At 74.4% G+C, this 26,314-nt stretch carries 22 protein-coding genes and 2 pseudogenes; 5 read left to right on the forward strand and 19 right to left on the reverse strand.

The window, feature by feature from the left end; all coding sequences use genetic code 11:
• Positions 1-34 precede the first annotated feature (34 nt).
• Positions 35-1,267 carry a M64 family metallopeptidase gene (locus tag ABT263_RS07260; RefSeq protein WP_352288491.1) on the reverse strand — a complete coding sequence of 411 codons (1,233 nt, stop codon included), beginning with the start codon at positions 1,265-1,267 and terminating at the stop codon, positions 35-37.
• Between the two features lie 303 nt (positions 1,268-1,570).
• A complete protein-coding gene (locus ABT263_RS07265; protein ID WP_352288493.1) occupies positions 1,571-2,803 on the reverse strand; it encodes a benzoate/H(+) symporter BenE family transporter in 1,233 nt (410 codons plus the stop codon).
• 215 nt (positions 2,804-3,018) lie between these two features.
• On the opposite strand from ABT263_RS07265, the gene ABT263_RS07270 reads away from it, so the two are divergent.
• Positions 3,019-3,390 (forward strand): hypothetical protein, encoded by a 372-nt coding sequence (locus tag ABT263_RS07270; RefSeq protein WP_352288496.1) that lies wholly within the window; start codon positions 3,019-3,021, stop codon positions 3,388-3,390.
• Positions 3,391-3,496: 106 nt separating this feature from the next.
• On the opposite strand, the gene ABT263_RS07275 is transcribed toward ABT263_RS07270, so the two are convergent.
• Genes ABT263_RS07275 through pdhA form a run of 3 tightly spaced genes read right to left on the reverse strand, consistent with a single transcriptional unit; the run spans position 3,497 to position 7,046 of the window.
• On the reverse strand, positions 3,497-4,903 hold the full coding sequence (locus tag ABT263_RS07275; RefSeq protein WP_352288499.1) for a dihydrolipoamide acetyltransferase family protein: 1,407 nt from the start codon (positions 4,901-4,903) through the stop codon (positions 3,497-3,499).
• A gap of 14 nt (positions 4,904-4,917) precedes the next feature.
• Positions 4,918-5,892: an alpha-ketoacid dehydrogenase subunit beta gene (locus tag ABT263_RS07280; protein WP_329488754.1), complete on the reverse strand. Its 975-nt coding sequence runs from the start codon at positions 5,890-5,892 to the stop codon at positions 4,918-4,920.
• Positions 5,892-7,046, reverse strand: coding sequence for a pyruvate dehydrogenase (acetyl-transferring) E1 component subunit alpha (gene pdhA / locus ABT263_RS07285; RefSeq protein ID WP_380388867.1), 1,155 nt, complete (start codon positions 7,044-7,046; stop codon positions 5,892-5,894). Before pdhA ends, ABT263_RS07280 begins: the two co-directional genes overlap by 1 nt.
• A 379-nt stretch (positions 7,047-7,425) precedes the next feature.
• Here pdhA and ABT263_RS07290 point away from each other — a divergent pair, with 379 nt between their 5' ends.
• Positions 7,426-8,085 (forward strand): response regulator, encoded by a 660-nt coding sequence (locus ABT263_RS07290; RefSeq protein ID WP_352288504.1) that lies wholly within the window; start codon positions 7,426-7,428, stop codon positions 8,083-8,085.
• A 67-nt stretch (positions 8,086-8,152) separates the two neighbouring features.
• A complete protein-coding gene (locus ABT263_RS07295; protein ID WP_352288507.1) occupies positions 8,153-9,241 on the forward strand; it encodes a phosphotransferase in 1,089 nt (362 codons plus the stop codon).
• A 23-nt stretch (positions 9,242-9,264) separates the two neighbouring features.
• On the opposite strand, the gene ABT263_RS07300 is transcribed toward ABT263_RS07295, so the two are convergent.
• From ABT263_RS07300 to ABT263_RS07355, 12 genes and pseudogenes are all read right to left on the reverse strand, one after another.
• A complete protein-coding gene (locus ABT263_RS07300) occupies positions 9,265-11,076 on the reverse strand; it encodes a protein kinase domain-containing protein (protein WP_352288509.1) in 1,812 nt (603 codons plus the stop codon).
• Between the two features lie 111 nt (positions 11,077-11,187).
• A complete protein-coding gene (locus ABT263_RS07305; protein ID WP_352288512.1) occupies positions 11,188-12,561 on the reverse strand; it encodes a protein kinase domain-containing protein in 1,374 nt (457 codons plus the stop codon).
• Positions 12,562-12,883: 322 nt separating this feature from the next.
• Positions 12,884-13,489 carry a bacterial proteasome activator family protein gene (locus ABT263_RS07310; RefSeq protein ID WP_380388862.1) on the reverse strand — a complete coding sequence of 202 codons (606 nt, stop codon included), beginning with the start codon at positions 13,487-13,489 and terminating at the stop codon, positions 12,884-12,886.
• Positions 13,490-13,700: 211 nt separating this feature from the next.
• The gene (locus ABT263_RS07315; protein WP_352288515.1) at positions 13,701-14,621 is read right to left on the reverse strand and encodes a hypothetical protein; all 921 of its coding nucleotides are present in this window, start codon (positions 14,619-14,621) and stop codon (positions 13,701-13,703) included.
• A 162-nt stretch (positions 14,622-14,783) separates the two neighbouring features.
• Positions 14,784-15,761 (reverse strand): NAD(P)H-quinone oxidoreductase, encoded by a 978-nt coding sequence (locus ABT263_RS07320; RefSeq protein WP_352288516.1) that lies wholly within the window; start codon positions 15,759-15,761, stop codon positions 14,784-14,786.
• A 112-nt stretch (positions 15,762-15,873) separates the two neighbouring features.
• Positions 15,874-16,437, reverse strand: a complete 564-nt coding sequence (locus ABT263_RS07325; protein WP_352288518.1) for a YbaK/EbsC family protein — start codon at positions 16,435-16,437, stop codon at positions 15,874-15,876.
• 25 nt (positions 16,438-16,462) lie between these two features.
• Positions 16,463-17,515 (reverse strand): potassium channel family protein, encoded by a 1,053-nt coding sequence (locus ABT263_RS07330; protein WP_329488763.1) that lies wholly within the window; start codon positions 17,513-17,515, stop codon positions 16,463-16,465.
• A complete protein-coding gene (locus ABT263_RS07335) occupies positions 17,512-18,720 on the reverse strand; it encodes a molybdopterin molybdotransferase MoeA (RefSeq protein ID WP_352288521.1) in 1,209 nt (402 codons plus the stop codon). The genes ABT263_RS07330 and ABT263_RS07335 overlap by 4 nt, the downstream gene beginning before the upstream one ends.
• Positions 18,717-18,947: pseudogene (locus ABT263_RS07340) on the reverse strand (DUF6457 domain-containing protein); the annotation flags it as partial. The pseudogene ABT263_RS07340 and the gene ABT263_RS07335, both read right to left, overlap by 4 nt.
• Positions 18,948-19,123: 176 nt before the next feature.
• Positions 19,124-19,699: pseudogene (mobA, locus tag ABT263_RS07345) on the reverse strand (molybdenum cofactor guanylyltransferase); the annotation flags it as partial.
• 40 nt (positions 19,700-19,739) lie between these two features.
• Positions 19,740-20,717, reverse strand: a complete 978-nt coding sequence (locus ABT263_RS07350) for an MBL fold metallo-hydrolase (protein WP_352288524.1) — start codon at positions 20,715-20,717, stop codon at positions 19,740-19,742.
• A gap of 120 nt (positions 20,718-20,837) precedes the next feature.
• Positions 20,838-21,473 (reverse strand): FMN-dependent NADH-azoreductase, encoded by a 636-nt coding sequence (locus tag ABT263_RS07355; protein WP_329488767.1) that lies wholly within the window; start codon positions 21,471-21,473, stop codon positions 20,838-20,840.
• 107 nt (positions 21,474-21,580) lie between these two features.
• On the opposite strand from ABT263_RS07355, the gene ABT263_RS07360 reads away from it, so the two are divergent.
• Positions 21,581-21,988 carry a winged helix-turn-helix transcriptional regulator gene (locus ABT263_RS07360; protein ID WP_329488768.1) on the forward strand — a complete coding sequence of 136 codons (408 nt, stop codon included), beginning with the start codon at positions 21,581-21,583 and terminating at the stop codon, positions 21,986-21,988.
• A 140-nt stretch (positions 21,989-22,128) separates the two neighbouring features.
• Here the strand turns inward: ABT263_RS07360 and ABT263_RS07365 are convergent, their stop codons facing one another.
• On the reverse strand, positions 22,129-22,893 hold the full coding sequence (locus tag ABT263_RS07365; protein ID WP_352288527.1) for a polyprenol monophosphomannose synthase: 765 nt from the start codon (positions 22,891-22,893) through the stop codon (positions 22,129-22,131).
• Between the two features lie 308 nt (positions 22,894-23,201).
• Here ABT263_RS07365 and manA point away from each other — a divergent pair, with 308 nt between their 5' ends.
• On the forward strand, positions 23,202-24,401 hold the full coding sequence (manA, locus tag ABT263_RS07370; RefSeq protein WP_352288529.1) for a mannose-6-phosphate isomerase, class I: 1,200 nt from the start codon (positions 23,202-23,204) through the stop codon (positions 24,399-24,401).
• A gap of 94 nt (positions 24,402-24,495) precedes the next feature.
• Here manA and dnaB read toward each other — a convergent pair whose 3' ends face one another.
• The gene (gene dnaB / locus ABT263_RS07375) at positions 24,496-25,980 is read right to left on the reverse strand and encodes a replicative DNA helicase (protein WP_352288629.1); all 1,485 of its coding nucleotides are present in this window, start codon (positions 25,978-25,980) and stop codon (positions 24,496-24,498) included.
• Positions 25,981-26,314 lie beyond the last annotated feature (334 nt).

The raw sequence follows: 26,314 nt of genomic DNA on the forward strand, positions 1-26,314 counted from the left end.
TTCGACCCTCGGGCCGGGGCGGGGCGGGCCCGGCTCAGCCGGTGACCGTCCAGGAGACCGTCCTGGTCATGTAGCGGTCGCGGAAGGCCTCGTCCCGGACCCAGTCGGTGGTGTCCCGGACGGTGGCCGTGACGGTGGCGCTCTGCCCCGGGAACAGGTTCAGCGCGGCGGTGTCCAGCCAGCTGCGGTCCGGCGCCTGCGGCTCCACCGCGGCGCCGTCCACCTTCCAGTCCACCTGCAGCGCGCGGGTCCCGACCAGCGGCAGCGGCCGGACCTCCAGCCGGGGGCGGCCGGTCACCTCGCCCGGGGCGGGCACGGGTGTGTCGGTCGGCCGGATCCGGCGGTAGATCTCCTCGATGATCGCCTCCCGCGAGGGCAGGTTGTAGGCCCCGCCGAGGGTGCGCATCACCGAGTCCTGGGTGGGCCGGTAGATCCCGTTGGCGCTGCGGTAGGCGCCGATCGTGCCGCCGCCGTCCGGGGACTCCGCGCCCAGCCAGCGCCACCACTTGGTCTGCTTGCGGCGCATGTCGTCGGCGTTCTCGGTGGCGAGGTTGGGGTAGTCGGCGTCGTCCGGCGCGCTGTCGTACTCGTCGCCGAGGTCGCCCACGGTGTGCCCTATCTCGTGCTGGATGATCCGCCCCGCGTCCGGGCTGCCGCCGGCCAGGGTGGTCACCCCGGTGCCGCCGGCACCCCCGTACTCGCTGGAGTTGGCCAGCGCGATCAGATACTGCGGGCCGTCGCCCTCGCCGGCGTAGCGCGCGGTGGCGGCCTCGTCGGCGCAGAGCAGCCGGGCGGTGCCCTCGCACCAGAAGTGCATGCCGAGCGGGGTCCCGGGGTTGCGGCCCCGGCTCTCGGTCTCGGCGATGCCGGAGTCCGCCGAGACGACCTCGACCCGCCTTATGTTGAAGAACCCCTGGTAGCTGCGGAACGGCTCGATCTCCATCAGTGCCCGCCAGGCCCGGTCGGCCTGGGCGCGGAAGAGCTCCTGCTCGTCCGCGCTGTAGCCGTCGCCGAGCAGCACCAGCGTGATCCGGTTCGCCGGGTCCCCGGTCCGCCTTATGTCGACGGTCGGGGCGGCGCCGGCCGCGCGGAGGTCGGCCCGCTGGGCGGTGTGCGGCGGCACCGCCCGGTCGGCGGGGGCACCCGGCCCGATCACCCCGAAGGGCGAGGGACCGGCCAGCTCCAGGGCGGCGGGCAGTACGGCGGTGGACACCAGCACGAGCGCGGCCAGACTCCGGACGAGCCGGCCAGGGTTGCCAGGCGGCATACGGGTGCGTCCTCGGGGATCCGGTCACCCGGCGTCGCCCGGGTGGTGGACGCGAAGACGTACCCGGACCGGCGTGTCACCCTCACCGTCCGGCGAAAATGTCACCGCCATGGCCGAACGACCCGGATCACCCCGGTCATACCTATGAGTCCGATCAGGTGGATGATTCGGATGGCCCGTGACCCACCAGCGCCGCCTCCGGCGGAGCCGGCCCACCCCGCCGCCCCCGGCCGAGCACACCACCGGCCGAGCGCACCGCCGGCCTGGGGCGCACCGGCCGCGCAACGCCTCAGCCGCAACGCCTCAGCCGCGCCGCTTCGGCCCCGCCCGGAGCACCAGATGGGTGCCCAGCCCGAGCAGCAGCCCCCAGAACGCCGAGCCGATGCCGAGCAGGCTCATCCCGGAGGCCGAGGCCAGGAAGGTCACCACCGCCGCGTCCCGGCCGCCCTCGTCGGCGACGGCCGCGGCCAGGCTGCCCTGGAGCGAGGCCAGCAGGGCGACCCCGGCGATCACCGCGATCAGCTCCTTCGGCAGACCGGTGAACAGGCTCACCAGCAACCCACCGAAACTGCCCACCAGCACGTAGAGCAGACCCGCCGACATCCCGGCGACGTAGCGGCGCCGCGGATCGGGGTGGCTCTCCGGACCGGCGCAGATCGCCGCGGTGATCGCGGCCAGGTTCACCCCGGGCGAGCCGAACGGCGCCAGCAGGACGGAGACCCCGCCGGTGGCCCCGATCAGCAGCCGGTCGTCCGGCTGGTAGCCGAAGGCCCGCATCACCCCCAGGCCGGGGGCGTTCTGCGAGGCCAGCGCCACGATGGTGAGCGGCAGCGCCAGCCCCACCATGGCCGGCCCGGAGAAGGCCGGCACGGTGAACACCGGCGTGGTCGGCCCGCCGGACCCGAGGTGCACCGGCAGCCCGACGGTGACCGCCGCCAGCACCCCGCCGGCCAGCAGCGCGACCGGTACGGCGTACCGCGGCGCCAGCCGCTTCGCCAGCAGGAAGGCCGCGAAGCTGCCGAGCACCAGGGCGGGCGCGCCGTGGACGGCGCCGAAGATGCCGGCGCCGAAGGAGAACAGGATGCCCGCCAGCATCGCGTTGACGATCCCGGCCGGGATCGCGGCGATCAGCCGGCCGAACAGCCCGGTGACACCGAACAGGGTCACCAGCACCCCGCTCACCAGGAAGGCGCCGACCGCCTCCCGGTAGGGGTACGCGCCGAGGCTGGTGACCAGCAGCGCGGCGCCCGGCGTGGACCAGGCGGTGATCACCGGCGTCCTGGTCCACCAGCTGAGCAGCAGACCGGGCAGCCCGCTGCCGATGGCCACCGCCCAGATCCAGGAGGCCGTGTGCGCCTCGTCCAGCCGCCCGGCCGAGGCCGCCGCGAGCACCACCACCAGCGGGCCGGAGAACGACACCGCGATGCACACCAGCCCGGCCAGGAGGGCGGGGAGGGAGACGTCCCGCCGCAGCGAGCGGCGCTCCTCGGGGTCGGTCCGACTGTCCGCCGAACGGGTTATCAGCTCCTCTGCCATGGCGGCAGTATCGCGGAGCGGGCACCGGCGGCGGGCCTTTCGAAGAATCCCGGAGGACTTCCGGATCCACCCGCAACCTCCGGCGGGGCCGCGCGTCCTTGGAAGTGGAGGGCTGGAGAGCGAGCCGGGAAGCGCCGGGGGGCGCTACCGGCCGACGGGGGCAGGACCGGCCACCTCCACCCACCACCGGCTTCATGACTGCGGGGAGTCACGTCGTGCGCATGCCTGTTTTCTCCACTTCTGCGAAGAACGCCCACCCGCGCTCCACCCGCGGCCGGCTCGCGACCGTCGCCGTCGCCGTCGTCCTGGCCGGCTCCGTGCAGCTGCTCGCCACCGACACCGCCTCGGCCCACGGGTCCGACCCCGGGACGTCGGCCGCCCGGCAGGTGTCCGGACCGCCCGCCCCGACGGCGACCCTCGGCGCTCCCGGGGCCGTCGTCGGCGCGCCCGCCTCCGGCCCCACCGCCGGCGGGCCGACCGGCATGCCGGAGCAGGCCCCGACCGGCACCGCCGTCGGGATCCTGACGGCCGGTCTCGGCGCCGTGCTGCTCGTGCTCGGCCTGGGCGTCCGGTACGCCGGGCGCTGACTGCGCGGCGCGCGCTAAGGCTTGTCCGGTGTCCGGTGTCCGGAAATGCCGAAGGGCCCTGCCCCGCACTGTCGTGCGGAGCAGGGCCCTTCCTCGGTCCGGCCGGTCAGCCCCAGGTGATCAGGCGCTTGGGGTGCTCCAGCAGCGCGGCGACGTCGGCCAGCACCCTGGAGCCCAGCTCGCCGTCCACCAGGCGGTGGTCGAAGGAGAGGGCCAGCGTGGTGACCTGGCGCGGCACCACCTTGCCCTTGTGCACCCACGGCAGCTCCCGGACCGCGCCGAAGGCGAGGATCGCGGCCTCGCCCGGGTTGAGGATCGGGGTGCCGGTGTCGACGCCGAAGACGCCGACGTTGGTGATGGTGACGGTGCCGCCCTGCATGTCGTTCGGCGAGGTCTTGCCCAGCCGGGCGGTGTCGATCAGCTCGCCGAGCGCGGCCGCCAGGCCGGACAGCGTGCGGCCGCCCGCGTCCTTGATGTTGGGGACGATCAGGCCGCGCGGGGTGGCCGCGGCGATGCCGAGGTTCACCTGGCCCCTGATGACGATCTCCTGGGCCGCCTCGTCCCACTGGGCGTTGATCTCGGGGTGCCGCTTGATCGCGGTCAGCAGCGCCTTGGCGACCAGCAGCAGCGGGCTGACCCGGATGTCCCGGCCCAGCTCGCCGCTCTCCTTGAGCCGGCGGACGAACTTCATCGTGCGGGTGACGTCGACCTGGACGAACTCGGTGACGTGCGGGGCGGTGAAGGCCGAGGCCACCATCGCCTGCGCGGTCGCCTTGCGGACGCCCTTGATCGGCACCCGGACGTCCCCGGTGCCGGCGGTCGCCACGACCACCGGTTCCACCGGTGCCACCGCGGCCGGCTCGGCCGGGGGCGCCGCGACGGCGGCCGCCGCGGCGACGTGCGCGTGCACGTCCTCGCGGGTGACCACGCCGTCCGGGCCGGTCGGTGTGACGGCCCGCAGGTCGACGCCGAGGTCCTTGGCGAGCTTGCGCACCGGCGGCTTGGCCAACGGCCGGTCACCGGTGGGCTGGGCCAGTACCACCGACGGGGCAGCCACGGGGGCCGGCGCGGGAGCGGCCGGAGCCGGAGCCGGGGCGACCACGGTGGTCGTGGTGGTCCGGCGGGCCCGGCGCTGGGTGCCGCCGGTCCGCGGACCGTAGCCGACCAGCACCTCGCGCCGGGCCGGCTCGGCCTCGGCGGGAGCGGCCACCGGGGCGACCGGGGCGGCCGCGGCCGGAGCGGCGGCGCCCGCCTCCCCCGCCACCGCGACCGAGATGATCACGGTGCCGACGTCGACCGTCGCGCCCTCGGGGAAGAACAGCCGCTCCACCACCCCGTTGAACGGGATCGGCAGCTCCACGGCGGCCTTGGCGGTCTCCACCTCGCAGACGACCTGGCCGTCCGTCACGGTGTCGCCGGGCTTCACGGACCAGCTGAGGATCTCGGCCTCGGTGAGGCCCTCGCCCACGTCGGGCATCTTGAACTCGCGGAGCGAGCGAACTTCGGTGGTCATCTTCGCTCCCCGGTTCAGTACGCGAGCGCGCGGTCGACGGCGTCGAGCACGCGGTCCAGGTCCGGCAGGAAGGCTTCCTCGACCCGGGACGGCGGGTACGGCGCGTGGTAGCCGCCGACCCGCAGGATCGGCGCCTCCAGGTGGTAGAAGCACCGCTCCGTCAGCCGGGCGGCCAGCTCGGCGCCCATGCCCAGGAAGACCGGCGCCTCGTGCACCACGATGCCGCGGCCGGTCCGCTTGACCGACTCCTCCAGGGCGGCGAAGTCCACCGGGGAGAGCGAGCGCAGGTCGACGACCTCCAGCCGGCGGCCGTCCTCCTCGGCGGCCGCGGCGGCCTCCAGGCAGACCTTGACCATCGGGCCGTAGGCGATCAGCGTCGCGTCCGTGCCGGGGCGCACGATCCGGGCGTCGTACAGGCCCAGGTCGGCGGCGTCGCCGACCTCGCCCTTGTCCCAGTAGCGGCGCTTGGGCTCCAGGAAGATCACCGGGTCGTCCGACTCGATGGCCTGGCGCAGCATCCAGTGCGCGTCGTGCGCGCTGGACGGCGAGACCACCCGCAGACCGGCGGTGTGCGCGAAGTACGCCTCGTGCGACTCGCTGTGGTGCTCGACCGCGCCGATGCCGCCCGCGTACGGGATGCGGATGGTGACCGGCATCTTGACGTGCCCGAGCGCACGGGCGTGCATCTTGGCCAGCTGGGAGACGATCTGGTCGAAGGCCGGGTAGACGAACCCGTCGAACTGGATCTCCACCACGGGGCGGTAGCCGCGCAGCGCGAGGCCGATCGCGGTGCCGACGATGCCGGACTCGGCGAGCGGGGAGTCGATCACCCGGCTGTCGCCGAAGTCCTTCTGCAGGCCGTCGGTGATCCGGAAGACGCCACCGAGCTTGCCGATGTCCTCGCCCATCAGGAGCGTCTTCGGGTCGTTCTCCAGCGACTTGCGCAGCGCCTCGTTGAGCGCCTTCGCGATGCTGAGCTGAGCGGCCATCAGAGGTTCTCCCCCGCCTCGAAGGAGGCCGCGTACTCGACGTACTCGGCCCGTTCCTCATCGACCAGTGTGTGCGGCTCGGCGTAGACGTGGTCGAAGATCAGGGTCGGGTCCGGGTCCGGCATGGTGCGCACGCCCTCGCGCACCCGCAGCCCCAGCTGCTCGCTCTCGGCCTCGATCGAGGCGAAGAACTCCTCCTCGGCCAGGCCCTCCTTCTCCAGGAGCGCCCGGAGCCGGGTGATCGGGTCCTTGGCCTTCCAGGCCTCGGTCTCCTCGGAGGGGCGGTAGCGGGTGGGGTCGTCGGAGGTGGTGTGCGCGCCCATCCGGTAGGTGAACGCCTCGATCAGCACCGGACCGTTGCCGCTGCGGGCGTGGTCGAGCGCCCAGCGGGTGACCGCCAGGCAGGCCAGCACGTCGTTGCCGTCGACCCGGACGCCGGGGAAGCCGAAGCCGGAGGCGCGGCGGTACAGCGGGATCTTGGTCTGGGTGGTGGTGGGCTCGGAGATCGCCCACTGGTTGTTCTGGCAGAAGAAGACCACCGGGGCGTTGTAGACCGAGGCGAAGGTGAAGGCCTCGTTGACGTCGCCCTGGCTGGAGGCGCCGTCGCCGAAGTAGGCGATCACCGCGTCGTCCGCGCCGTCCTTGGTGATGCCCATCGCGTAGCCGGTGGCGTGCAGGGTCTGCGCGCCGATCACGATGGTGTACAGGTGGAAGTTCTTCTCGTTCGGGTCCCAGCCGCCGTGGTTCACGCCGCGGAACATGCCGAGCAGGTTCAGCGGGTCCACGTCGCGGCACCAGGCCACGCCGTGCTCGCGGTAGGTGGGGAAGGCGTAGTCACCGGTGCGCATGGCCCGCCCGGAGCCGACCTGGGCGGCCTCCTGGCCGAGCAGCGAGGCCCACAGGCCCAGCTCGCCCTGGCGCTGCAGCGCGGTGGCCTCGGCGTCGAACCGGCGCACCAGCACCAGGTCGCGGTAGAGGGCGCGCAGCTCGTCCGGGGTGGTGGTGAGCGGGTAGTCCGGGTGCTCGATCCGCTCGCCTTCCGGGGTGAGCAGCTGTACGAGCTCCGGCTGGGCGTCCGTACCCGTGGCGCGGAGGGTGTCAGGGACGCCGGGGGCCGCCTTCTTGCGGGCCCTCGCCGTGCTTTTGACGGTCACGTTCACTCCTCGGTCTGTCCGGCCGCCCGGGGTCGCCGGTGACCGGTCCGGTCACCGCCTCGCGGGGCGCGCGTGGGTGTGCGCACCGGCTGCAAGGCAGGTGGTGATCCTGTTCCGACGGCGTCCCTCACGAGAACGTTACCCAGCGGCAGCCCTTGGCGCGCTTGCGCTAGGACGTCCTACTTGTTCAGGGCCTACAACTGCGGGTGTGGCGCAGCTCTCAATTCGGTCGCCTTCAGGACACCTGCGCACGTTATCCGGGCGGAGCCCCGTTCGTAAGGGGGTTACCGGCATCGCTTTCGACTGATCTGGCCGGATAGCGTTCCGGGGGCGGTGCGGGCAATAGGTCGCCCCTGCGGCGATATGGGAGGCTTTACACGTGACTGATAACGGACAAATCAGGGTATTTCTGCTCGACGATCACGAGGTGGTCCGGCGGGGCGTCCACGATCTCCTCTCGGTCGAGGACGACATCGAGGTGGTCGGCGAGGCCGGGACGGCCGCCGAGGCGATCACCCGGATCACCGCCGTGCACCCCGACGTCGCGGTCCTCGACGTCCGGCTGCCGGACGGGAACGGCGTCGAGGTCTGCCGGGAGGTCCGCTCCCGGCTGCCGGAGATCAAGTGCCTGATGCTGACCTCGTTCTCGGACGACGAGGCGCTGTTCGACTCGATCATGGCGGGCGCCTCCGGCTACGTCCTGAAGGCGATCCGCGGCACCGACCTGATCACCGCCGTCCGGGACGTCGCGGCCGGCAAGTCGCTGCTCGACCCGGTGGCCACCAGCCGGGTGCTGGCCCGGCTGCGCGACGGCGGCGAGAAGGAGGACGAGCGACTGTCCCAGCTCACCAAGCAGGAGCGGCGGATCCTCGATCTGATCGGCGAGGGGATGACCAACCGTCAGATCGGCAACGAGCTGCACCTGGCCGAGAAAACGGTCAAGAACTACGTCTCCAGTCTGCTCGCCAAGATGGGCATGGAGCGGCGCACCCAGGCAGCCGCCTTCGTGGCACGGCACCAGGCCGACCAGCAGCACTGAAAGCGCCGCGGATCACAGTTCTGACGGTTTGTCAAGGACCCCCGCCAGGGGGCCCTAACCTCAGCCTGTGACTTTCAGCCAGACCCTCGCCTGTGCCCCGGCCCGCCCCGATCTCACCGCACCCCCGATAGGGACCCTCAGCCCGCCCGTTCCCCACCTCGTCCTGACCGAGGTCCTGCGCCGCTACCGGGTGGGGCGGCTGCTCACCGCCGAGCCGGTCGCCGAGGGCCTGTTGAACCGGGGCTACCGGGTCACCACCGAGGCCGGGACGTACTTCCTGAAGTGCTACGTCGACGCCGCCACCGCACACCGCGAATCGATCGCCGGGCACCACCGCGCGATGGCCGCGCTGGAGACCCTCGGACTGCCCGTCGCTCCCCCGCTGGCGTGTGCCGAACGCTCCGGCACGGTGGCCTCCTTCGGCAGCCGGCTGTTCGCGCTCTTCCCCTGGGTGGATGGCCGGCACCGGCACGGCAGCGACCTCTCCCTGACGCAGTGCGGCGCGCTCGGAGCGCTGCTCGGCCGGCTGCACGGCGCGCTCGACGACGTCTGCGCCCCCCTCGCACAACCCGCCGGCTACCACAGTGCCGACCCGCTGGACAGCGCCCGGCTGGCCCGCGAACTCCGGCTCAGCGCCCGCGAGCAGCGCCCGTACGGCGCGCTGGACGCGCTGGTCGAGCGGCGCCTCACCGAACGGCTCGACCTGCTCGCCGAGTACGCCCACCGCCGGCCCGTCCCGCAGGCCGCCCCGCCCACCGGCTGGACGCACGGCGACTTCCACGGGCTCAACCTGCTGCACGCGGGCGACCGGATCGCGGCCGTCCTGGACTGGGACAAGCTCGGCCCGCAGCCGCGCGCCGAGGAGGCCGTCCGGTCCGCCACCCTGGTCTTCAACGACCGGACGTCGGGCACGCTCGACCTCGTCCGGGTCCGGACCTACTCGCAGGCGTACCGGGCCACCGGGGCGGCCACCGCGGAACACCTGGCGGCGGCCGTCCACCGGGTCTGGTGGGAGCGGCTCAACGACTTCTGGATGCTCCAGTGGCGCTACCAGCGGGCCGACCACCGGGCCGACCCGCTCTACCCCGCCTCGGCCGGCCAGCTGGCGTGGTGGTGCCAGGAGTACGAGCAGGTCCTGGACGCCTTCGCCAACTGACCGTCACCGGTCGGCGCCGCCGGTCAGCCGCCGGCCCCGGGCGCGGTGGTCGGGGGCTGGGTGGCCGGCTTGGTCGGCGGCGGCTGGGTGCCCGTCGGGGCGTTGGTCGGCGTCCCGCTCGCGCCGCCGGTCGGCGTCCCGGTGCCCCCGCCGGTCGGCGTGCCGGTGGACGACGGGGTCGTCGTCGACGACGGCTTGGTACCGGTGGGCGTCGGGGTCATGCTCGGCGAGTGCTTGGGCACGGTGGCCGGCGGGCTCTGGTTGTTGTTGTTGTTGTTCGTGTCGGTCGGCTGGTTCGGCTTCCGGCTGGTCTGGCTGGGCACCACCGTGGTCGGGGAGATCCCCCCGCCGGTGGGCGTACCGGCGTCGGAGGAGGAGACCACCGAGACGGACGGGGCGGGCGTCTGGCCGGGGTCCTTCGTCCCGCCGCCGCCACCGCCGCCGCTGAGCGCGAGCGCGATCCCGACACCGGACGCGACGAACACCGCCGCGGCGCCGGCCACCCAGGCCCAGGGCCCGCGCCGCCGGCGGCGGTCGTCGCCCCCGTCGCCGCCGTCGCCGCCCGGGCCGCCGTGACCGCCGTCGTACGAGCCACCGTCGTACGAGCCGCCGCCGTACGGGCCGCCGGCCCCGGGGTAGGGCGAGGACGGCGTGTGCGGGCCGCCGGGCACCTGGTACGGCAGCACCGTCGTCGAATCGCTCGGGCCGCCCAGCCCGAACGGCGCGGTGACGGCCGTCTCGCCGTCCGCCCCGGGCATCGGGGTGGCACCGCTGTGCCCCTGGCCGGCCGCCGCCAGCCCGGCCGCCGCGGCACCCGTCGCCCAGGCCCCGCCGTGCATCTCGCGCAGGGCGTGCTGGAGGTGGGCGCGGAACTCGTCGGCGTCCTGGAAGCGGTCGTCCGGGTTCTTGGCGAGCGAGCGCAGCACCAGCGGGTCGAGCGCCGCCGGTACCCGCGCGTTGACCTGCGCGGGCGGCACCGGCGGGTCCTGCACGTGCTGGTAGACCACCGAGAGCGGGGTGTCGCCGGTGAACGGCGGGCGCAGCGTGAGCAGCTCGTAGAGCATGCAGCCGGCCGCGTACAGGTCGGAGCGGTGGTCGACCGGCTTGCCGAGGGCCTGCTCGGGCGAGAGGTACTGCGGGGTGCCCATGACCATGCCGGTCTGGGTCATGGTGCTGGCGGTGCCGGTCAGCGCGCGGGCGATGCCGAAGTCCATCACCTTGACCGCGCCGGTGGTGGTGATGATGACGTTGGCGGGCTTGATGTCCCGGTGCACGATGCCGTGCCGGTGACTGTAGGCGAGCGCCTCCAGCACCCCGGCGATGATGATGAGCGCCTGGTCGACCGGCGGCTCCTCCTCGTCCACCAGCAGCTCGCGGACGGTCCGGCCCTCGACCAGCTCCATCACGATGTAGGGCGTCGACTCGTCGCCGACGTACTCCTCGCCGGTGTCGTAGACCGCGACGATCGAGTGGTGGTTGAGCGCCGCGACGGCGTGTGCCTCGCGGGTGAAGCGCAGCCGGGCGATGTCGTCCTGGGCGAGTTCGGGGCGCAGCAGCTTGACGGCGACGGTCCGGCCGAGCCGGACGTCCTGGGCGGCGAACACCTCGGCCATGCCGCCGCGGCCGAGCCGGTGGGTCAGCCGGTAGCGGCCGTCACCCACCGTGCCGAGCGGGGCCGCGGTGCCGCGGCCGGGGGTCTGCGGGCCGCCGCCGTACGGCGGGAGTGCGGAGGTGGCGGCGCTGTCGCTGCCGGGCTCGGGCACCCTCCGGGCCCCGCCGGTCGAACCGGCCGCCCGGGCACCCTCGTCGTCGTCCGGCCGCTGCGTCTGTGCCATCGCTCCTCGCCCCGGGCCTTCGCTCGGATCGCGGTGCCCTGTCGCTTCGTGTCCCCGAACGCTACCGCCTCCGGACTTCCCCCGTAGCACGCCCGATCCGGGCGCACCGCGTCAGAGCAGGCCATTCCGGTCGGGCAGGTCGTCCAGGTGCAGGACGGTCGCGGGCCGCTCGACGGACCGGGAGGTGCCGGTCTTCTCCGCCTTGGTCACCACGATGGCGATGATGATGATCGCGAGGACGATCACGCCGATGATGATGCCGACGATCACGAGCGCGGTGGAGCAGCCGCCGCTGTTCGACGCGGGGGCCGGCTGGAACTGCGTCGGCATCGGCATCGGCTGGGGCGGCGGGGTGTGCGCCTGCGGCGGGAAGTGCTGCGGGGCCTGGAAGGCCGGCGGCGGGGTCTGGTACTGCTGCGGGAAGGGCTGCGGCGTCTGCGGGTGCTGCGGCGGCGGGGTCTGGAAGGCCGGCGGCGGCGTCCGGTACTGCTGCTGGAACGGCGGCGGGGTCTGCGGGGCCTGCGGCCCGGCGTGCACCGAGCGCGGACCGTCGGTGATCACCAGCGGCGAGCTCGCGGCCAGCTGGTTGCCGTTGCCGCCGCCCTTCTCCGCCGCGATCAGCCGCTCCGCCTCGTCGCGCATCGCCGCCGCGCTCGGGAAGCGGTGCGCCGGGTCCTTGCGCAGCGCCTGGGCGACGAAGGCGTCCACCGCCGGGCTGACCGCCCGGTTGACGGTGGACGGCGCCGAGGGCTCCTCCTGGACGTGCTTGTAGGCGATCGAGAACGCCGAGTCGCCGTCGAAGACCAGCTGCCCGGTGAGCATCTCGAAGAGCATCACGCCGACCGAGTAGAGGTCGGAGCGGGCGTCCACCGGCTTGCCGAGCGCCTGCTCGGGCGAGAGGTACTGCGGGGTGCCGACCACCATGCCGGTCTGGGTCATCGAGGTGACCCCGGACTCCAGCGCGCGGGCGATGCCGAAGTCCATCACCTTGATGTTGCCCTTGCGGTCGAACATCACGTTGCCGGGCTTGATGTCGCGGTGGACCAGCCCCTGGTCGTGCGAGGCCTCCAGCGCGTTCAGCACGCCGACGGTGACCCGCAGCGCCTCCTCGGTGGGCATCGCGCCGTACTGCGCGACCGCGTCGTTGATCGCCTCGCGCAGGCCCTTGCCGTCGACCAGCTGCATCACGATGTACGGGGTGGTGGAGCCGTCGGCGGCGACGTCCTCGCCGCTGTCGTAGACGGTGACGATGTTGGCGTGTTCCAGCCGGGCCACGGCCTGCGCCTCGCGCCGGAACCGCTCCTTGAAGGACTCGTCCCGGCCGAGCTCGGCGTGCATGCTCTTCAGCGCGACCGAGCGGCCGAGCACGTTGTCGTAGGCGAGGTGCACGGAGGCCATGCCGCCCTCGCCCAGCACCCGCTGCAGCACGTACCTGCCGTTGCCCAGGGAGTGGCCCTCGACCGCCGCGTTGCCGTGCTCGCTCATGGTCCTCTGCTCCCCCTCGGCGCGGTCGTGCCGCCGCAACCGTGACGTTCGGTCTCGTCCGTGCGTGGTCGGGCCCGGTTTGGTGGCCCACCCGACCCCTGTCGCGGCGCTAGCCCGGCCTGCGACAGGGGCTCAGGGTATCGGCTCACGGCGACAGTGATCGGCGCAGGGCCGACACTGTGTCCGAGCCGCGACCCACTACCGGACGGTAGTGGGTCGGTCGTGCGTTCGGCACCGGATCGTGGCGGTACGTCCGATACCGGGCGGTCACCACGGGGTCCGCGGCGCCGACCGGGGCGGCTGCGCCGGGCCGGTGGCGGGCCTACAGGTACGGGCCGGAGCGGATGCCGCGGCCCTCGCCGGGCTCGTCGTCCTCCTGCTCGGCGCCGTGCAGACCCGGCGGCAGCGCCCGCCGCATCTGCTCCAACTGCGCCCGGGCGGCCATCTGCTGGGCGAAGAGCGCGGTCTGGATGCCGTGGAACAGCCCCTCCAGCCAGCCCACCAGCTGCGCCTGCGCGATCCGCAGTTCGGCCTCGGTCGGGATGGTGTCCTCGGTGAACGGCAGCGAGAGCCGCTCCAGCTCCGCGACCAGCTCGGGCGCCAGGCCGAGCTCCAGCTCCTTGATGGAGCTGGCGTGGATGTCCTTCAGCCGGACCCGGCTGGCCTCGTCGAGAGGAGCCGCCCGGACCTCCTCCAGCAGCTGCTTGATCATGCTGCCGATCCGCATGACCTTGGCCGGCTGCTCCACCATCTCGGTCACCGGGAGCTCGCGCGGCCCTTCACCGTCGTCGTGCGTCGAGCCGGCGAACCCCTGGCCCACGGGCAGCCCGTCCGGTCCGACGATCAGCACCTTCTGGCCGTCCTGCGACTGCCCGCCCATGGCCTGGTACAGGTCCTGCGGCGAGCGCTCGTTCATCGGATTCGTCATGAACAACATTCTTCCTCACTGGGGTTGGCCGGGTGGTTGGCCGGGTGGAACCCCCGACCGCACCGCCGCCCCGCACCACGGTCGCCGGTCACCGGCACCGGTCACCGCACCCGCTTCCGTTGACGACGCTACGCCCCCGCACGGCGGCCCGGCATCCGTACGGATACTCAGGTCGCGCGGGGGCGCGGCGGCCGGCGCCGGCCGCCGCGGCTCAGCCCTTGCGCAGGCGCAGTCCGATCAGCCCGAGGCCGCAGCCGATCAGGCCGAGGCCGGCGCCCAGCGGCAGCTGGAGGGTGGAGGCGTCGCGCCAGCGGGCGGGCAGTACGGCCGGGACGGCCCCGGCGGCCTGCTGGGTAGCTCCGGCCGCCACCGTGGCGCCGTCCGGCACGGCGTCCTCGGCCGGTGCGGCGCCGTCCGGCGTGCCGGGGTCCGCGTCCGGGACGGCCTGCGTGGCCTCGACGGACTGCTCCGGCCCCCGCTGCGACCGGTCGGGCACCCGCTCGGCACGCTCGGGGGCCGAGGCCGGGCGGTGCCGGTGACCGGCCCGGGGGCCGACGGGCGCCGGGCCGGGCCGCGGGTGCCAGTCCTGGTGCAGCGGCGGCGCGGCGGCCGCCGAGAGGGCGGCCGGGGGCGGCTGGGTGGCGGCCGGGGCCGGCGGCGTGCTCGGGGGCGCGGCCGCCGACGGCTCCGCCGAGGGTGCGGCGGAGGGCGGGGGCGAGGCCTCGGAGGACGCCGGACCGGCGTCGGCGGAGGGCGAGGGCGAACCGGACCACCCGGGGCCGCCGGGCTGCGGTCCGTCCGCCGCCGGAGCGCCGGGCTCGGAGGCGGTGAACGGCGCGGACGGCTCGGACGGCTCGGCGGGCACGGTGGGCGGGTCCGACGCGGCGGGCCCGGCGACCGCCTCCCACGGGCCGGACGGCCGCTGCGGACCGGCGGCCGCCGCCGGGGGCACGACGGTCAGCGGCAGGGCGAGGCCGAGCACCGCCATCGTCAGCAGCCGCCGCACCCGGTGGTCGCCCCGGCCACGGGGGGTACCGGTACCGGCCCGGCCCCGGGTGCGGGTACGGCCGTGGGGCGGCGCGGCGGGCAGCGGCCCGAGGAGCGCGTTCGAGGGGGTCGAAGGTGCGGCCACGGTCGAGGTCCTTCCGACGGCCGACCGCGCACGGGCGGGGTCGGCGGCGGGACAGCTCCGGACCAGCGTCACACAATCCGACATTCCAGGCATTTCGAACGGCTGTGCACCAACCGCCCCGCCCGGCCACCGGCTCCCCGGGCCCGCCGACCCCGCCCCGCCTCAGGCCCGCAGCACCACCTTGCCCACCTGATCGCCGGCCTCCAGCACCCGGTGCCCGTCGGCCGCCGCGGTCAGCGGCAGCACCCGGTCGATCACCGGCCGCACCAGGCCCGACTCGACCAGCGGCCAGACGTGCTCGCGCACCGCCGCCACGATCGCGGCCTTCTCCGCCAGCGGCCGCCCGCGCAGATTGGTCGCGATCACCGCGCCGCGCTTGCGCAGCAGCGTGTTCAGGTTGATCTCGCCCTGCACGCCGCCCTGCAGCCCGATGATCACCAGTCGGCCGTTGACCGCCAGCGCGTCGACGTTGCGCTGCAGGTACGCGGCGCCCATCAGGTCCAGGATCACGTCCGCCCCGGCGCCGCCGGTGGCCTCCCCGAGCACCTCGACGAAGTCCTGCTCGCGGTAGTTGATCGTGATGTCGGCGCCGAGCTCGGCGCACCGGGCCAGCTTCTCCGCGCTGCCCGCCGTCACCGCCACCCGGGCGCCGACCGCCTTGGCCAGCTGGATCGCCATCGTGCCGATGCCGCTCGCCCCGCCGTGCAGCAGCACCGTCTCCCCCGGGCGCAGGTGCGCGACCAGGAAGACGTTGGACCACACCGTCGAGGCGACCTCCGGCAGCGCGGCGGCCTGCTCCAGGTCGAGCCCCTTGGGCACCGGCAGCAGCTGCCCGGCCGGCACCGCGACCCGCTGCGCGTAGCCGCCGCCCGCCAGCAGCGCGCAGACCTCGTCGCCGACCGCCCAGCCGGCCACGCCGGCCCCCAGGGCGACGATCCGGCCCGAGCACTCCAGGCCGGGGTAGGGCGGGCTGCCGGGGGGCGGGTTGTAGAAGCCCTGGCGCTGGAGCAGGTCGGCCCGGTTCACGGCGGTCGCCGCCACCTCGACCAGGACCTCGCCGTCACCGGGCACCGGGTCCGGCACCTCGGCCCAGACCAGCGCGTCGGGACCGCCGGGTTCGGGAATCGTCATCGCATGCATGACCCGAAGCTACTGCGTCCTGACGGGGCGGCGGGGGCGCCCCGCGCGGTCCGCGGGAGCGCCGGGCGAACCCGGTCCGCGCTCCCGGCCGGCCCGCCGGGAGCGCCCCTGTTCAGCCGGCCAGCCCGGCCAGCACCTCGGCGCCCGGCAGGGCCGCCAGCGCCCGGCCCGGCAGGATCAGCTTGCCCCGCCGCCGCCCGCTGCCCACCAGCACGTACGGTGCCCGGGCCACCGCCTCGTCGATCAGCAGCGGCCAGTCGGCGGGCAGCCCGACCGGCGTGATGCCGCCGTACTCCATCCCGGTCAGCTCGACCGCCGCGTCCATCGGCGCGAACGAGGCCTTGCGCGCCTCCAGGCGCTTGCGGACGGCCCGGTTGACGTCCACCCGGGTGTGGGCGAGCGCCAGGCAGGCGGCCCGCGTGGTCTCACCGCCGCGCTTGGCGGCCACCACCACGCAGTTCGCCGAGGCCTCCAGCGGCACCCCGTAGGTCTCGCAGAACACCGCGGTGTCCGCCTTCTCCGGGTCGGTGTCCACGTAGAGCACGGACCGCGCGGCCTCCCGGTCCGCCCAGGCCGCGAGGGCGTCGGCCACCGGCCCGGCCAGCAGGTCGCGGACGTCGAGGGCCGGCGCGACCGTCTCGAACGTGCCGAAGGGGAGCTGCGGTTGATCGTTCATGACACGAACTGTAGTCACCGGCGGATCACTTGATGACGATCACCCGGTCGGTGAGCTGGAGCACCTGGGCCTCCGGCTCGGTGTAGTTGAGCACCCGGCGGCCGCGGACCACCGCCACCACGAGGTCCTCGCACTCGCGCGGGCCGTGCCCGGCCTCGGCCCGGGTCACCGGACGCTCGATCACGTCCAGGCCGTTGCCGTAGGTGAGCAGGTCCTCCATCACCGCGCCGGCGTGCGGGCTGAGCATCGACATGCCGAGCAGCCGGCCCGCCGAACTGGAGCTGGTCACCACCACGTCGGCGCCGCTCTGCCGCAGCAGCGGGGCGTTCTCGTCCTCCCGCACGGCCGCGACCACGGTGGCCGCCTTGGTCAGCTGACGCGCGGTCAGCGTGATCAGGACGGCGGTGTCGTCCCGCTCCGGCGCCACCACCACCCGCGCGGCCGCGGGCAGTCCGGCGCGCAGCAGGGTGTCGGTCCGGGTGGCGTCGCCGACCACTCCCACCAGGCCGTGCTGGGCGGCCTGGTCGATCACCTTGCGCTGCGGGTCGACCACCACGATCTCCTCCTTGCGCACCCCCTGGCCGAGCAGGGTGTCGACGGCGCTGCGCCCCTTGGTGCCGTAGCCGATCACGACGGTGTGCTCGCGCACGGTGGACCTCCAGCGGTTCAACCGCCACTGCTGACGGGTGCGTTCGGTGAGCACTTCGAGCGTGGTGCCGACCAGGATGATCAGGAAGACCACGCGCAGCGGGGTGATCACGAAGATGTTGGTGAGCCGGGCGCTGTCGCTGAACGGCGTGATGTCGCCGTACCCGGTGGTGGAGAGCGTGACGGTGGCGTAGTACGCCGCGTCGAGGAAGCTCACCCCGCCGCCGGCGTTGTCGTTGTAGCCGGCCCGGTCGAGCCAGACGATCACGGTGGTGGCCACCAGCACGCCGAGGGCCACCAGCAGCCGTGAACCGACCTGCTGGAAGGCGGGCGCGGTCCGCCGGGCGGGCAGCACGATGCCGGCGTCCGCCCACGGCTCGGTGCCGGGGGTCACCGGGCGCAGCGGCGACTCACGGCGGCGGGCACTCACGGGACCTCCAGGAGTTCGACGGTGGCGCCCTGCGCCGCGCCGCCCGGCGGCACCACGGCGAGCGCCTCGGCCCGGGCCAGGCCGCGCAGCATCGCCGGGCCGTCGAAGGCCAGCGGGACGACGCCGTGCGCGGTGCGGCGCACCGGCAGCAGCCGGGTGTCCGCGGGATGGCCGGCGAGGTCCACGGCGGCGAGCGCGAGCGCCGGCTCGCCGGCGGACCGGCCGCCCCGGGCGTGCAGCAGCGGCAGGGCGAGGGTGACGGCGCCGGCCACCGCGGCCAGCGGGTTGCCCGGCAGGCCCACCAGGTGGCGGCCGCCCGGGAGTTCGGCGAGCAGCATGGGGTGGCCGGGGCGGACGGCGACGCCGTCGACCAGCAGCCGGGCGCCGGCCTCGGTCAGGGCCCGGTGCAGGAAGTCGACCGGACCGGCGGCCGTGCCGCCGGTGGTGACCACCACGTCGGCGGTGGAGTGCCGGACGGCGTCCCGGAGCAGGCCGAAGTCGTCCCGTACCGCCCGCGGCTCACCCACCTCGGCACCGGCCGCCCGGAGCCAGGGCGGCAGCAGCGGGCCGAGCGCGTCCCGGACCAGGCCGGGCCGCGGGACCCCGGCGCAGAGCAGTTCGTCACCGAGGACGAGGAGTTCGACGACCGGGCGGCGGCGGACCGCCAGCCCGTCGTGGCCGCAGGCCGCCGCGAGGCCCAGCACGGCCGGGCCGACCGGGGTGCCGGCGGCCAGCAGCGCCTCGCCCCGGCGGCACTCCTGACCGCGCGGGCGGACGTCCTGGCCGGTGGTCAGCGAGCCCGGGCCCCGGTCGTGCAGCAGGGCGCCGATCCGCTCGCCGTGCTCGCGCCGGAGCACCGCGGTGGCACCGGGCGGCAGCTGGGCGCCGGTCGCGATCTCGGCGGCCGCGCCGTCCTCCAGCGGCGGCACGCCCGACTGCCCGGCCAGTATCCGCCCGGCGACCCGCCAGGGGCCCGGCCCGGCGACGGCCCAGCCGTCCATCGCAGAGGTGTCGAAGGCCGGCAGGTCGGTGAGGGCGGTGAGCGGCTCGGCCAGGGTCCGGCCGAGCGCCTCGGCCAGGTCCAGGCGCTGCGGCGGGAGCGGGTGCAGACCGGCCCGGCGGGCGGCCGCCCGGGCCTGCGGCCAGGTCAGCGGGCCGGCGGCGGAGCGTCCACCGGGCACCGCGGCCTCCTCGACCGTGCTCACGGGTGCTCCGGCCCGGCCGCCGCCGTCCAGCGCTCGGCGAGTTCGGCGGTGCGCCGGGACGCCTCGGTGACGGCCTCCGGGCCGCCGCCGCGCTGCGCGGCCGCGTAGCCGACCAGGAAGGCGGTCAGCGGCGCGGCGGGCCGGGCCACCCCGTGCGCGACCACCCGGGCGAGGTCGAGCAGTCCGGGGACGTCGACGTCCAGGTCGATCCCCAGCTCGGCCCGGACCTCGGCCATCCAGTCATCCAGCGTGCGCTCCATGGGCCCCATGCTGCCTGATCGGCGGTTTCCCCGGGATGTTTCCCCGATGAGCGCCGCGCGTCGTCTCCCGCACGGCGGGCCGCCGGCCCCCGTGAACCGGCCGGCCGGGACTCCATGAGAGGGAGCGGCGGGCGTCAGCGGGAGCGGTCCCGTTCCCGGGCCAGCTCCAGCTCCTCCCAGGTGTCGCAGTCGTGGCTCACGTCGTCGGTGTCGGCCAGCCGCAGGGTGCGCAGGCCGCCGGTCAGCCGGCGCAGCGGCAGCCCGGCCGGGTCCCCGGCGGCGGCCAGCGCGGCGCGCAGGGCGGCGGTGCGGTAGGCGGCGGCGAGCGGCTGGTCGCGGCCGCCGGCGTCGACCAGGACGACCGCCCCGGTCTCCGGCCCCGCCCCGGCGAGGGCCCCGGCCAGCCGGCCGACGGTCCGCGCGTCCAGGAACGGCAGGTCGGCGGCGAGCAGCAGCACCACCTCGGCCGTCACCTCGGCCAGACCGGCCGCGACGGCCGCCACCGGTCCGCCGCCGGGCGGCCGCTCGCGGGTCCAGCGGATCCCGGTCCGGGCGGTGGGCCGGGCCGGGCCGACCACCACGGTGGTGCGGGCACCGGCGGCGGCGGCGAGCACCCGGTCGAGCAGGGCCGTCCCGCCGACGGTCAGCCCGGGCTTGTCCGCTCCCCCGAGCCGGCGGGCGGCGCCCCCGGCGGGCACGATCACGTCGTACGGCGTCATGCCGCCAGTATCCGCGCCGCGGCGCCCGGTCCGCCCCGGCTCAGTCCTCGGGGTCCTCGTCGACCAGTTCGGCGTCGACGATCCCGTCCTCGTCCGGCAGGGGGCGGGGGCGGGGGCGGGCGAGGTTGGCGGCGACGCTCAGCTCCAGGATGGCCGGCAGGGTCAGCTCCCCGTACCGCTCGCCCACCGCGGCGACCAGCGCCTCCGCGTCGTCCGGGTGTGCGGCCAGCAGCCGGTCGAAGTCCTGGAGGTACTCACCGGTGAAGGCGAGCACCCGGCCCGCGTCGTCGTCCTGCTCGGGCGCCCGGTGCCCGGCGATCACGCGGTCGGCGCCGAGTTCGGCGATCCGGCCGAGGTTGCGCACCCACGCGGTGCGCTGTTCCGGAGTGGTGTCGGCCGTCCAGACGTGGGTGCCGTTGTAGACGAAGTCACCGGCGAGCACGGTGCGGATGCTGGGCACGTGGACCACCGTGGACCCCTCGCAGTCGCCCTGGCCGAACAGCAGCACCGGAATCACCTGGCGGTCGACCATCAGCGGCTGGGGCAGCAGCGGCGCGGGCACCAGCGGGTGGTCGGGGATGTCGTCGCCGTACACCGGCTTCCACTGGGCGACCTTGGCGGCCGCGGTGCGCAGGATGCCGTCCACCACCGGCGGCGCGGCCAGCAGCTGCGCCTCCGGGAAGAGCTTCAGCACCTCCTCGGCACCGAAGTAGTGGTCGGGGTGCTGGTGGGTGATCACGATGGCCAGCAGCCGTCGGTTCTTGCCGGCCACCCACTCGGCCAGCTCGCGGCCGGCGCTGCGGGTGAGCTGGGCGTCGACCAGGATCGCGGTCCGCTCGCCGAGGATCAGGGTCGAGGTGGCGAAGAAGGCCGACTCGGGACCGGTGAACACGGCGATCTCCAGCGGCCGGACACCGGCCGTCCCGGCCGCGTCCGCCCCGTCCGCCCCGGCCCGGTCGCCGTCCGCGGCGCCCGCGCGTTCCGCGGCGGCGCTCCCCTCGGGCGAGGACGACGTCACTGGCTGCTCCCTCCGGTCGGCGCTCGGACTCCCTGCGCCCTACAGCATGGGAGCACGGCCCGCCGATTGCGCGGAAGGCGCGCCCGGCGGGGCACGCCTTCCGCGCGGGGTACGGCGCCGTCAGGCGGCCGAGGCCTTCGCCAGGCGCGCCGCGTCCTCCAGCGCCCGGGCCTTGGAGTCGGCGGCGTGCTGAACGAAGTCCGCCATCGCCGGCACCGTCGCCGCCAGGGTGAACTCGGGGACGATGAACTCGACCTCCAGCCCGAGCATCCCGGTCAGCACCTTCTCCAGGTAGGTGGTGACGAACTCGTAGGGCTCGCGCGGGGCGCCGGGCGCGTAGGAGCCGCCGCGGGCCGCGACCACCGTCACCGGGGTCCCGGCCGCCGAGGGGGTGTCCCCCGCCGTGCGGCCCATCAGGATCACCTGGTCCAGCCAGGCCTTGAGGCTGGACGGGATCGTGAAGTTGTACATCGGGGTGCCGATCACGATCGCGTCGGCCCGCTCCAGCTCCGCCATCAGCTCCTCGCGCAGCGCGAAGGCCGCGGCCTGCTCGGCGCTGCGTCCCTCCGCGGGGGTGAAGGCCGCGGAGATGCCGTGGGCGTCCAGGTGCGGCACCGGCAGGGCGGCGAGGTCGCGGTGGATCACCGTGCCGTCGGGGTGCTGGGCCTGCCAGGCGGCCCGGTAGGCGGCCGAGACCTCGCGGGAGACCGAGCCGTCGGTGAACGCGGACGAGTCGATGTGCAGCAGAGTGGGCATGGCGAACCTCCATCAAAGTAAGCAGCTGCTCTTTCCGCCGCAGCTATCAGTACCGTAGCAGCTTACTTTTCTGCAGTCACTAGCGGACAGACCGGTAGGCTGTACCCATGGCCCAGCAAGAGGTGACCGAGCAGGTCCACGCCACCCCCGGGGAACACGGGGCGGCGGTGGTCGCCTGCACCGGCACGGAGATCGCGCTGACCCGGGTGTTCACCCTGCTCGGCAAGCGCTGGACCGGCCTGATCGTGGCCACGCTCACCAACAACGGGCCCGGCTACTTCTCCGAACTGCGCCGGGCCGTCCCCGGCATCAGCGAACGCATGCTCTCCGACCGCCTCACCGAACTGGCCGAGGCCGGACTCGTCCTGCGCCAGGTCGACGAGGGCCCGCCGCTGCGCGTCAGCTACCGGCTCACCGAGGCGGGCGCCGCGCTGCGCCCGGCCCTGACCGAGCTGGCCGTCTGGGCCGACCGCTACCTGCCGGACAGCGCCCTCAAGCAGCCCGGCTCCTGCTGACCCGCCCGCGCCGCACCCCACCCGCCCCGCCGGACGGGCCCACCCCGGACAGCACGAAGCGCCCGGGCCCGCCTGTTCTCACAGGCGGGCCCGGGCGCGGTCGGTCTCTTCGGCCGCCGGTCAGCCCTTCGCGCGGGCGGTCAGCCCTTCGCGCGGGCAGCGAGCTTGGCGACCCGGTCGGCGACACCCCAGGAGGTGACGCGCCAGAGCGCCTCCAGCACGATGTGGCGGCTCATCTTGGAGGCACCCAGCTCGCGCTCCACGAAGGTGATCGGCACCTCGGCCACCTTGAAGCCGGCCTTCACCGTGCGCCAGGCCAGGTCCACCTGGAAGCAGTAGCCGGCCGAGGCGACCTCGTCCATGCCCAGGCCGAGCAGGGTCTCCTTGCGGAAGGCCCGGTAGCCGCCGGTGACGTCCCGGATCGGCACGTTCAGCATCAGCCGCGAGTACGTCGAGCCGCCGCGCGAGAGCAGCAGGCGCGACTTCGGCCAGTTCACCACCCGGCCGCCCGGCACCCAGCGCGAGCCGAGCACCAGGTCGGCACCGCGCAGCGCGCCCAGCAGCCGGTCGAGCTCCTCGGGCTGGTGCGAGCCGTCCGCGTCCATCTCGACCAGGACGTCGTAGCCGTTGTCGATGCCCCAGCGGAAGCCCGCCAGGTAGGCGGCGCCCAGCCCCTCCTTGCCCCGGCGGTGCATGACCTGCACGTTCGGGTCCTCGGCGGCCAGCTTGTCGGCCAGCTCGCCGGTCCCGTCAGGGCTGTTGTCATCGGCGACCAGGACATGGGCCTCGGGCACGGCCGCACGGACCCGTCCGACGATCCGCTCGACGTTCTCCGCCTCGTTGAACGTCGGGATGATCACCAGCACCCTGCCGAGATCAGCAAAACTCTGCTGGTTCACGGTCACGTACAAACCTCTCGGCCGGTGGCGGGAAGTGCCAGTCACCGTTGCCCGCACTCTGGGACGCAGTCCCCGTCGGCATCCCGCCGACCTGGAAACCACTGTGGAAATTACTGCGTCCTGGCATCCTACTACCGCGTCCTCGAGCAGCCGGTACGGCTCTGGCACTCCCGGCCGACCCCGGCCGTTTCCCTTCCGACGGCGCCGGTCGGCTAGGGTCGATGCCCAGCCTTTGCCCGGACCACCCGCCCGCCGGGCCGTCTCCCGGCGATCCGGCACACCAGCCACAGCAGCAGAGGAGCAGGACCGCGCGCATGGACAGGCTCGTCAACACTGTCCGCCCGTACGCCTGGGGGTCGCACACCGCGCTCCCCGAGCTGCTCGGGCAGGAACCGACCGGGGAACCGCAGGCCGAGCTGTGGATGGGGGCCCACCCCGGAGCGCCCTCCCGCGCCGACCGGGGCGACGGGCTCCGACCGCTGGACGAGCTCATCGCCGCCGACCCCGAGGGCGAGCTGGGCGCCGCCACCGTGGCCCGGTTCGGGCCCGCCCTGCCGTTCCTGTTCAAGGTCCTGGCCGCCGGCATCCCGCTCTCCATCCAGGCGCACCCCACCCTGGACCAGGCCCGCGCCGGGTACGCCGCCGAGAACGCCCTGGGCGTGCCGCTCGACGCCCCGCACCGCAGCTACCGCGACGCCAACCACAAGCCCGAACTCATCTGCGCGCTCGACGAGTTCGACGGCCTCTGCGGCTTCCGGACACCGGCCGGGGCGGCCGCCCTGATGGCCGGGCTGCGGGTGCCGGCGCTCGACCCGCTGATCGCGCTGCTCGGCGCCGAGGACGAGGCCGAGGCCCTGCGCGCCACCCTGGCCGCCATCCTCACCATGGACGAGGCCACGGCCGCCGCGACCGTCCGGGAGACCGCCGACGCGGTGGACAAGGCCGCCGCCGGCGACCCCGACGGCCCCTACGCGCTCTACGGCCGGATCACCCGCGAGTTCCCCGGCGACCGCGGCCTGATCGGCGGCCTGCTGCTCAACGCCGTCCGGCTCCGGCCCGGTCAGGCGCTCTACCTCGGCGCGGGCGTGCCGCACGCCTATCTGCACGGCGTCTGCGTCGAGCTGCAGGCCAACTCCGACAACGTCCTGCGGGCCGGGCTGACGCCCAAGCACATCGATGTGCCGGAGCTGCTGAAGGTGGTGGACTTCACCCCCGGAGCGCCGGAGCTGCTGCTGCCGACCGCCGTCGACACCCCCCCCGGGGAGGAGCTCTTCCCCGTCCCGATCGACGAGTTCCGGCTCTCCCGCTTCGTGCTGACCGGCCGGGAGCGCGAACTCGACGGCCGCGCCCCGCAGATCCTGCTCTGCACCGCCGGCCGGGCCCGGCTCACCGCCGCCGACGGCACCGTGCTGGACCTCGCCCGCGGCGGGTCGGTCTTCCTCCCCGCGACCGGCACCGCCACCCGCCTCGACGGCGACGACGCCACCGTCTTCCGCGCCACCGTGACGCTCTGACGCCCCGCCACCCCCGCGCGCCGTCGCGAGCCGGCGACACGAAGGGCCCGTACCCCACCGGGTACGGGCCCTTCGCACGGCCGGAGCGGCGCGGTCAGTCCCGCGTCATGTCGACGAAGCGCGAGTAGTGGCCCTGGAAGGCCACCGTGATGGTGGCGGTCGGACCGTTACGGTGCTTGGCGACGATCAGGTCGGCCTCGCCGGCGCGCGGGGACTCCTTCTCGTAGGCGTCCTCGCGGTGGAGCAGGATGACCATGTCGGCGTCCTGCTCGATCGAGCCGGACTCGCGCAGGTCGGAGACCATCGGCCGCTTGTCGGTGCGCTGTTCGGGACCACGGTTCAGCTGGGAGAGCGCGATCACCGGCACCTCCAGCTCCTTGGCCAGCAGCTTGAGGTTTCGCGACATGTCCGAGACCTCCTGCTGGCGGTTCTCGGCCCGGCGGGAGCCGCCGGACTGCATCAGCTGGAGGTAGTCGATGACGACCAGCTTGATGTCGTTGCGCTGCTTGAGCCGGCGGCACTTGGCGCGGATCTCCATCATCGACAGGTTCGGCGAGTCGTCGATGAACAGCGGCGCCTCACTGACGTCCGGCATCCGCCGGGCGACCCGCGTCCAGTCGTCGTCCGTCATGTTCCCCGAGCGCATGTGGTGCAGCGCCACCCGGGCCTCCGCCGAGAGCAGACGCATGGCGATCTCGTTGCGCCCCATTTCGAGCGAGAAGATCACGCTCGGCAACTTGTGCTGGATCGAACAGGCCCGCGCGAAATCCAAGGCCAGGGTCGATTTCCCCATGGCCGGACGGGCCGCGATGACGATCATCTGGCCGGGGTGGAGGCCGTTGGTGAGCTGGTCGAAGTCGGCGAAGCCGGTCGGGACGCCGGACATCTGGCCGTTGCGGGAGCCGATCGCCTCGATCTCGTCGAGGGCGCCCTCCATGATGTCGGAGAGCGGCGCGTAGTCCTCGTTGGTCCGCTGCTCGGTGACGGCGTAGATCTCCGCCTGGGCCGCGTTGACGATCTCGTCGACGTCGCCCTCGGCGGCGTAGCCCATGCCCGCGATCCGGGTGCCGGCCTCGACCAGCCGGCGCAGCACCGCCCGCTCGTGGACGATCTCGGCGTAGTACTCGGCGTTGGCGGCGGTCGGGACGGAGTTGACCAGGGTGTGCAGGTAGCCGGGGCCGCCGACCCGGACGAGCTCGCCGCGCTTGGTCAGCTCGCCGGCCACGGTGATCGGGTCGGCCGGCTCGCCGCGGGCGTAGAGGTCGAGGATGGCGCCGTGGATCAGCTCGTGCGCGGGCCGGTAGTAGTCGGCCGGCTTCAGCACCTCGACCACGTCGGCGATGGCGTCCTTGGACAGCAGCATGCCGCCGAGGACGGACTGCTCGGCGGCGAGGTCCTGCGGGGGCACCCGCTCGAAGCCGTCGGCCGCGGAGCGCTCGTCCTCGTCGTCCTGGCGCCGCTTGCCGCCGTCGCGCTGGAAGCCGCCCGAGCCCTTGCCGCCGCCCTTCTGGAACCCGCCGGAACCGGAGCCGGAGCCCGAACCCTGGCCGCCCTGGCCGCGCCCGCGCGCGACCGGCAGCCGGTCGCCGGGACCGTCCGGGAAGGGGGCGTCGGCGAAGGCACCGACCGGGAACGGGTCGTCCGCGGTCTGCCAGTCCTCCTCCGGCGGCGGGGCGTCGTGGTCGTCGTACTGGGGGCCGGTCACGCGTGTTCCCCGATCAGCGAGTGGTGCGAGTTGGAGCGGGCCTTGCCGGTGGCTGGGTGGAGCGGAGCCGCGCCCCTCTTTCTACCTCCACCGCACCGACAAATCGGACGCCGGGGCGGGTGGGAGTGTCGGGCGGAGAGCCCACGCTAAGGCGCCGGAAGCCCTTCAGCCAAGGCGGTTATCCACAGGGGGTGTGGACGAGCGGCCA

The organism is Kitasatospora sp. NPDC001603, assembly GCF_040298365.1.
GTDB lineage: Bacteria > Actinomycetota > Actinomycetes > Streptomycetales > Streptomycetaceae > Kitasatospora.

Excerpts from the sequence above, each read along its gene's own strand:
- ABT263_RS07310 (WP_380388862.1), bottom strand. The coding sequence starts at position 13,489 with ATGACGAATCCGATGAACGAGCGCTCGCCGCAGGACCTGTACCAGGCC.
- ABT263_RS07360 (WP_329488768.1), top strand. The coding sequence starts at position 21,581 with ATGGCCCAGCAAGAGGTGACCGAGCAGGTCCACGCCACCCCCGGGGAA.
- ABT263_RS07275 (WP_352288499.1), bottom strand. The coding sequence starts at position 4,903 with ATGACCACCGAAGTTCGCTCGCTCCGCGAGTTCAAGATGCCCGACGTG.
- ABT263_RS07260 (WP_352288491.1), bottom strand. The coding sequence starts at position 1,267 with ATGCCGCCTGGCAACCCTGGCCGGCTCGTCCGGAGTCTGGCCGCGCTC.
- ABT263_RS07300 (WP_352288509.1), bottom strand. The coding sequence starts at position 11,076 with ATGGCACAGACGCAGCGGCCGGACGACGACGAGGGTGCCCGGGCGGCC.
- ABT263_RS07280 (WP_329488754.1), bottom strand. The coding sequence starts at position 5,892 with ATGGCCGCTCAGCTCAGCATCGCGAAGGCGCTCAACGAGGCGCTGCGC.
- ABT263_RS07355 (WP_329488767.1), bottom strand. The coding sequence starts at position 21,473 with ATGCCCACTCTGCTGCACATCGACTCGTCCGCGTTCACCGACGGCTCG.
- ABT263_RS07320 (WP_352288516.1), bottom strand. The coding sequence starts at position 15,761 with ATGCATGCGATGACGATTCCCGAACCCGGCGGTCCCGACGCGCTGGTC.
- manA (WP_352288529.1), top strand. The coding sequence starts at position 23,202 with ATGGACAGGCTCGTCAACACTGTCCGCCCGTACGCCTGGGGGTCGCAC.
- ABT263_RS07325 (WP_352288518.1), bottom strand. The coding sequence starts at position 16,437 with ATGAACGATCAACCGCAGCTCCCCTTCGGCACGTTCGAGACGGTCGCG.
- ABT263_RS07265 (WP_352288493.1), bottom strand. The coding sequence starts at position 2,803 with ATGGCAGAGGAGCTGATAACCCGTTCGGCGGACAGTCGGACCGACCCC.
- ABT263_RS07305 (WP_352288512.1), bottom strand. The coding sequence starts at position 12,561 with ATGAGCGAGCACGGCAACGCGGCGGTCGAGGGCCACTCCCTGGGCAAC.